At 33.5% G+C, this 7,749-nt stretch carries 6 protein-coding genes; all 6 read left to right on the forward strand.

Going from position 1 to position 7,749, the window contains the following annotated elements; all coding sequences use genetic code 11:
- Positions 1-280: 280 nt before the first annotated feature.
- Positions 281-1,378 carry a glycosyltransferase family 4 protein gene (locus ACVCXO_RS00990; protein WP_452227735.1) on the forward strand — a complete coding sequence of 366 codons (1,098 nt, stop codon included), beginning with the start codon at positions 281-283 and terminating at the stop codon, positions 1,376-1,378.
- Entirely contained in the window at positions 1,375-2,502 is a 1,128-nt protein-coding gene (locus ACVCXO_RS00995) for a glycosyltransferase (RefSeq protein WP_452227736.1), read from the forward strand. The genes ACVCXO_RS00990 and ACVCXO_RS00995 overlap by 4 nt, the downstream gene beginning before the upstream one ends.
- A 110-nt stretch (positions 2,503-2,612) precedes the next feature.
- Positions 2,613-3,446: a transglutaminase domain-containing protein gene (locus tag ACVCXO_RS01000; RefSeq protein ID WP_452227737.1), complete on the forward strand. Its 834-nt coding sequence runs from the start codon at positions 2,613-2,615 to the stop codon at positions 3,444-3,446.
- A gap of 70 nt (positions 3,447-3,516) precedes the next feature.
- On the forward strand, positions 3,517-4,881 hold the full coding sequence (locus ACVCXO_RS01005; RefSeq protein WP_452227738.1) for an O-antigen ligase family protein: 1,365 nt from the start codon (positions 3,517-3,519) through the stop codon (positions 4,879-4,881).
- Entirely contained in the window at positions 4,832-5,842 is a 1,011-nt protein-coding gene (locus ACVCXO_RS01010) for a glycosyltransferase family 4 protein (RefSeq protein ID WP_452227739.1), read from the forward strand. The genes ACVCXO_RS01005 and ACVCXO_RS01010 overlap by 50 nt, the downstream gene beginning before the upstream one ends.
- Before the next feature lie 55 nt (positions 5,843-5,897).
- Positions 5,898-7,292: a sugar transferase gene (locus ACVCXO_RS01015; protein ID WP_452227740.1), complete on the forward strand. Its 1,395-nt coding sequence runs from the start codon at positions 5,898-5,900 to the stop codon at positions 7,290-7,292.
- Positions 7,293-7,749 lie beyond the last annotated feature (457 nt).

A 7,749-nucleotide genomic window follows, 5' to 3' on the forward strand; every position in this document is an offset into this window, starting at 1 on the left:
AATTTTTTATCGAGAACAGGTTTAGGAAGGAGTTGTAAAAGACCCTTCCGTCTTTGATTTCTTTAAGGAAATCAAATCCACCTTCCCTTAAAAGAAGGGAAGGAGTTTTGTGAAAAGTGAAAATGTAGAAAAGAGAAAAGAGAAAAGAGAGATAAGAGTGAAAAGGAAACCTCTGTCAGTTCGAGTGAAATTGCTTTTTTCGCAATTTTTTATCGAGAATTGCCACGTTGCTACCCAACTCGTAATTACAGTATTTTAAGAATTAAGAATAAAAGAACCATTGATAAATAAACACATACTTATTGTTACTTCTGAGTTTCCACCGCAACCCGGAGGTATAGGAAACCATGCGTATCATTTAGCGAACTCTTTAAGCAATAGAAATTATACCGTTACTGTAATTGCAGACCAACGTTCGTTATCTGGTGCAGAGGAAGTTGTTTTTGATAAGACCTTACCATTTACTGTAGTTAGAATCCCGCGATACCAGCAGCGTTTTAAAATGTATGTCCGACGTATTATTGCCACGTATAACGGTTTTTCAAATGCTAGCCATGTAATAGCAACTGGTAAATTTTCCCTTTGGAATGTTGCTTTTATTCGTCTGTTTAAAAAAAGAAATACTTTAGCTGTAGTGCATGGTACTGAGGTTAATTTTAAATCTGTTCTATTAAGAAAGTCGATAGATATGGCTTTAAAAAAAATGGATACTATTGTTGCCGTTTCTACCTATACAAAAAGCTTCATGCTGCATTTAAATAAAGAAGTTGTGGTTATACCTAATGGGATTCAGCTTGAAAATTGGGAAATGGAAAACCTTCCAGAAATCGATTTACAAGGAAGTCCTGTTTTAACAACGGTTGGTCGCGTGAGTACCCGAAAAGGACAATTACAAGTGATTAAACAATTACCAGCACTTTTAAAAAAGTATCCGGATGTGCATTATCATTGTGTTGGTATTGCCACAGAAGCACCTGTTTTTATTGAAGAAGCTAAAATGCTGGGCGTAGCGAATCATATTACTTTTCATGGTAGTGTTGCCCAGGATGTTTTAAAGCAAATTCTTTTAGAAACCGATGTTTTTGTGATGTTAAGTACCGAAAGTAAAACTGGGGATGTGGAAGGTTTTGGTATTGCTATTTTAGAGGCAAATGCTTTAGGTATTCCTGCAATAGGATCTGTAAATTGTGGTATTGAAGATGCTATTAAACCGAATGTTTCCGGTGTATTAATAGATGGAGGAAATACGATGCAGTTTGAAAAAGGAATAGAGAACATATTACAATCTAAAGAAATGTTTTCCGCGGAAGCCAAAAAATGGGCAAAACAACATGATTGGTCCACTATAATAAAACGTTATATTACTCTATTACCATGAAAACGTTAACCATTATATCGCATACAGAGCATTATAAAAATCCAGATGGTACCATTGTTGGGTTAGGCTCTACAGTTACGGAAATAAATAATTTGACCACTGTTTTTGATGCTATTATTCATGTCGCCATGCTGCATGAAGTTTCTGCGCCACCTAGCGCATTACCTTATACCTCCAGTAAAATAAAGTTTATCGCATTACCAGCTGTTGGCGGACAGAAAGTAACGGATAAATTAGCGATACTTTATAAAGCGCCCAAAATAGTAGCTACTATAAAAAAAGCAATAAACCAAACCGATTATTTTCAGTTTCGAGCACCAACAGGAATTGGTGTATTTGTCCTTCCATATTTGGTGTTTTTTAGTAGGAAAAAAGGATGGTTTAAATATGCAGGGAATTGGAAACAAGAAAACGCTCCATTAGCCTATAGTTTTCAGCGTTGGCTATTACAAAAGCAAAAGCGAAAGGTTACTATAAATGGTGTATGGGCAGATCAACCAAAACCATGTCTTACTTTTGAAAACCCTTGCCTAACAGAGGCTGAGGTTGCTCTGGGGCAAAGCATTAGTGGGAATAAAGTGTTGGATAATGCATCGCTTCAGTTTTGTTTTGTTGGAAGATTAGAAGAAGAAAAAGGAGTAGGAGTATTCATTGAAGCTTTTAAAATGCTATCGGAAACAGAAAAACGTAGTATTAATACAATTCATATTGTTGGTGACGGAAAAGCAAAACAAAAATATATAGATAGCACTAAAAATAGTGGTTTACCCTTTCAGTTTCATGGTTTTTTGTCACGTGATGATGTACATAACATATATAAAACATCCCATGCCATTGTGCTGCCATCTGCATCCGAAGGTTTTCCAAAAGTTATCGCAGAAGCTATGAATTATGGCTGCTTGCCTATAGTTTCTAATGTTTCTTCTATTGGGCAATATGTGCAATCGGATAGGAATGGGTTTTTATTAGATGCTATTTCTGCAGACAGTCTTTTGCAATCTATTCGTAAGGTTTTAGAGTTACAACCTGTTCTGTTTTCTAAAATGATTCAAAGCCAAGGTACGGAAATACATAAATTCACCTATTCTTATTATGCTACAAGAATAGTACATGAGCTATTATAATGTGTTTTTTATCTGTTTTTCAGTCTTTTGAACCTGTTAATTTTAAAATATTAGGTCTAACAAAAAAAAAAAATTACATTTATCGTAAGCTATACTATTAATTTATCTGAATGATTTTAAAAAAAGTGTCCTGGTTTTTTAAACGGCACCATTTTCTATATACCACGCGTTTTAAATTGCTATCTAAGAACTCTAGTGCAGAGGATCTTGAAGGTTGCTCTTATAATGCATCCAATCCCGAAAGTGACATTCCCAGTGTTTTTAAAGAAATTAATGCTATTGTCTTTAAAGATAACATGCCATCCACAGATTTTGAAGTCGTTAAACAATTAAGTGTTTGGTTGCAAAATAATATTAAAGGAGGTCCCGGATTGAGTGAAGCTAGTGACGCAGCACTTAAAATTATGCTAGCAGGTAAAGGCGGCGTTTGTAGTGATATGGCGCAGATATTTAATAACTTTTGTGTGATTAATGGTGTTAAAGTCCGTGAATGGGGAACTACACGAGCACCATTTAATAAGGAGTTTGGAGGACATTCCTTTAACGAAATATTTAGCACAGAACATGATAAATGGATACTTATTGATGTGTATAACAGTTCCTTGTTTTTCCATAACAACGAGATACCTTTATCTGTAATAGAACTCTTTGAGCTTGTTAGAGCGAATAAGCAACTAAGCTTTCATACTTTTAATGTTTTGAAGCCAACGGACGAAGCTAATATCACAAAGAATTACCTAGATGCAGATACTATTCCTTTTTTAATCTGTAACTATTCCAATAAAACGTATGATTCTAGTTTGCGATTATTTAGACCTCATATTCCCGTTTTTGTAATACATTTTGGTTTATATGTTTTACAAAAGAGCTATTATTACCGATTTCCTTTAGATGATTATCGAAGAATATTTTCTTGCGTTACCTTCCTGTTATTTCTTGCTTGATATAGTTCACTTATGGTTTGGTTATATTATTTTTACCTTATTGAACTTACGTAAATTTTAAAGTAACTTTTTGAAGACTAATATTACCTATACTGCTGCTATTGGATTACATGTACTCATTGGGATACTTATTTATTTTAATGAGTCTTTAGCAAAGGTTTACTTTTTTAGTGCTTTGTGTTATTTTTTATATAGAATTATAATCTCTCCAAATCATTTAAAAACCTTTGAAGTACTAAAAGCTTGTGCTTATTTTGTGGGCGCCGAGATACTTTTTCGAACAACCAAAGGATCTATATCTTATGAAGCCGCTAAGTATCTAGTTATCGTGTTTATGGTGATGGGTATGTTTTATAAAGGTATTTCAGGTAAAGGATACCCGTATTTTATGTATCTCATGTTTTTGGTACCTTCTATATTTGTAGCTTCTACTACCCTAAGTTTTGATGCTAATTTTAGAACCAATATTGCATTTGTATTAAGCGGACCTGTGTGTTTGGGGATTGCTGCTCTTTTTTGTTATGATAAAAAAGTGAGTATTAAGCAATTATATAAAATTCTTTTGTATTTGGTTTTACCTATTATAGCGAATACTGTATATATCTTTTTCTACAATCCAAGTGTAAGAGATGTGATTTCTAATACTGGTTCTAATCGATCTACATCGGGAGGCTGGGGAGCAAATCAAGTAGCTACTATATTAGGTTTAGGTATGTTTGTTATGGCAGTTCGTATTTTTACCAAATCTCCTAGTGTTTTTTTGAAAGCTTTTAATATTGTGATTTTTTCTGCTATTTCCTTTCGCGCTATTGTTACTTTTAGTCGAGGTGGTGTTATTACTGGTATTATTGCTATTCTTGCTTTTTTGGTGATGTATTATTTAAAAGTATCTGTTAAGCGCAAAAGTGAAATTGTAATGATGGCTTTAGTCTTTTTATTTACGATGATAGGAACTTGGGTTATTAGTTCAGCCCAAACCGATGGGTATATTGATATGCGATATGCAAATGAAGACCATTTAGGACGAGAAAAAAACGATATAACAACAGGTAGAGGGGAGTTGTTTGCAGAAGAATTAGAAGGTTTTATGTCACATCCTTTTTTTGGGATAGGCTCTAGTAGGGCTAAAGACGCTAGAATAGAAAAAGATGGGCAAGGAGTTACCTCACATAGTGAAACCAGTAGGTTATTGGCAGAACATGGCATGTTTGGAGTTATTATTTTACTAATATTAATTTTTAAACCATTATATTTTAGATCTAATAATAAACAGAATTATTTTTTCTATGCATTTTTAGGTTTTTGGTTTGCAACCGTTAATCATTCCTCCATGCGAATAGCGGCTCCGGCATTTATTTATGCATTGGCCTTATTAAACGTGACTTATGAAAAAAATCCTATACATAGGAAACAACTTAAAAAGCAAGAAGGCTAATATCTCTTCTATTCAGGTATTAGGAACCTTATTGGAAAAGGAAGGATACACTTTGTATTATGCTTCTTCACAAACCAATAAAGTTTTAAGAATGCTCGATATGGTAAAGTCTTGTGTAAGCTTATCTAAGAAAGTTGATTTTGTGCTTATAGATACCTATAGCACTACTAACTTTTATTATGCCTTAATTGTTAGTCGACTTTGTAAAGTGTTGCATTTAAAATATATACCAATACTGCATGGCGGGAACTTACCTTCTAGATTGGAAAACAGCCCGTTTTTATCTAATCTAATATTTAAAAATGCGTATAAAAACATTTCCCCTTCTTTGTATTTATTGGATGCTTTTAAGCATGCAGGGTATACCAATGTAGATTTCATTCCGAATGCGATCGAAATTAAAAAATATGCCTTTAAAAAACGAAACCTGGAAACCATAGATATGCTTTGGGTACGCTCTTTTTCTAAAATATATAATCCTAGTTTGGCAGTTAGCATATTAAAAAGTCTACAAGAGGAAGGATTGCAAGCAACACTTTGTATGGTTGGTCCCGATAGCGATGGTACTTTACAGGAAGTAAAACAATTGGCAAAAACCTTAAACGTAGCGGTTACTTTTACGGGTAAATTAACCAAGAAAGAATGGATCTCCTTGTCTGAAAAATATACTATCTTTCTAAATACTACCAATTTTGATAATATGCCCGTAAGCATAATTGAAGCTATGGCATTAGGATTGCCGGTTGTTTCTACAAACGTTGGAGGAATGCCATTTTTAATAGAAAATAGCAAAGAAGGCCTGCTCGTAGAAAAAGAGAATGTAGCTGGTTTTGTAGCAGCTATAAAAAAGATTGCTAGTACACCAGAAGAGTCTAAAATAATGGCTATTACAGCGAGAAAAAAAGTGGAAGATTTCCGCTGGGAGTACATTAAAACCAAATGGTTTCAAGTACTTGCCTAAATACTTGTGTAATTATCTTAACTTATTATCTTTACCTTATCATTTCCCTAACTGCATGACAAAAAAAAAAGACATTCATTTTAATATTTCTGAAAGGAAAATACTACTTCGCGTTTTTGATCTTGTCTTTATTCTTATGTCCCTTTATGGTATTGGTCATTTTTTTGAATTTGACTATTTCTATATAACTACCGAAAACTGGACGTGGATTTTAATATTAGCACTATATATTACCATTTTTGGGACGGTATTCGAGTTGTACGATTTACAAAAAGCAAGTCAACCAGAATCTGTACTTCCCAATATTGTATTAACAGCATCTGTTACGGTTTTATTTTATTTGTTAACCCCTTATTTCACACCTTTTCTTCCAGAGAATAGACTGCAAATTTTTTATTTTTATTTAGCTATAAATTTGGCTTTAGTGGTTTGGCGACTCGCTTATATTAATTTTATAACCTCTCCTAGATTTTATAAAAAAGCATTAATTGTAGGGGAAATCTCTAATATTCAGCCAATTATAGATGCGTTTAAAGGTTCTGATCCTAATTATAAAATTTTAGGCTTTATTAATTGTGAAGAAAAAAGTACAGAAACCCTTAAGATTAATGGCGTTAAAGAGTTTCTGCCAAGTGAGATACATCAGATTATTGCACAAGAAAATATTTCTGAAATTGTTGTAGCTAGTTATAATTCGGAGACGATAACTCCAGAAATTTATCATGATTTAATAACCCTTTTAGAAAGAGGTTTTCCTATAAAAGAATATACGCAAGTTTACGAAGACATGACCTATCGTGTTCCTGTTCAGTTTGTGGGTAAAGATTTTTATAAGTATTTCCCTTTTAGCAGAAGTAATCAAAATAAACTATATCAATTCTTTCATCGTTTTTTTGATGTGTTTTTCTCTGTTATGGGAATTTTGGGAGGTATTGTTATTTTGCCATTAATAATATTAGGGAATGTAATAGCTAATAGAGGTTCTTTGTTTTATTTACAAGAACGTGTTGGGAAAAATGGGAATACTTTTGAGATCATTAAGTTTCGAACCATGATAAAAGATGCGGAAAAAAATGGCGCAGTCTGGGCAACCAAAAATGATGCAAGAGTCACTTTATTTGGTAAGTTTTTAAGAAGATCGAGATTAGATGAAATACCTCAATTTATTAATATTCTAAAAGGAGATATGAGTTTAATTGGTCCGAGACCAGAACGGCCTTATTTTGTGGAAGAACTATCCCAGGTCATTCCTTTTTATGAAACGAGACATATTGTGAAGCCTGGACTTACAGGTTGGGCACAAGTAAAAGTTAGATATGGTTCTAGTGTGGATGATAGCTTATTAAAACTGCAGTATGATTTGTATTATATTAAGCACAGAAGTTTCTTTTTAGATGCTAATATTATTATTAAAACCTTGAGTACTATGATCTTTTTTAGAGGGCAGTAGTTTGGTCTAGAAGACGGAAGACGGAAGACGGAAGACGGAATGCAGATGGGAAAATAGCTGCGCATTTTAGGTCAAACTCTCCGAATTTCCATTACTGGAAATCCACCTCTCTTTAGCTAAAGCGAGGAGCTGTGATACTCTATATTATTCATCATTCTATAGCCATTAAAAAATAGAGAAGTCTTGTTTGCATTTTTAAAATAGCTGCGCATTTTAGGTCCAACGCTCCGAATTTCTATTACTGGAAATCCACCTCTCTTTAGCTAAAGCGAGGAGCTGTGATACTCTATATTATTCATGATTCTATAGCAATTAAAAAATAGAGAAGTCTTGTTTGCATTTTTAAAATAGCTGCGCATTTTAGGCCAAACTCTCCGAATTTCCATTACTGGAAATCCACCTCTCTTTAGCTAAAGCGAGGAGCTGTGATACTCTATATTATTCATGATTCTATAGC

The organism is Lacinutrix sp. MEBiC02404 (assembly GCF_053601575.1).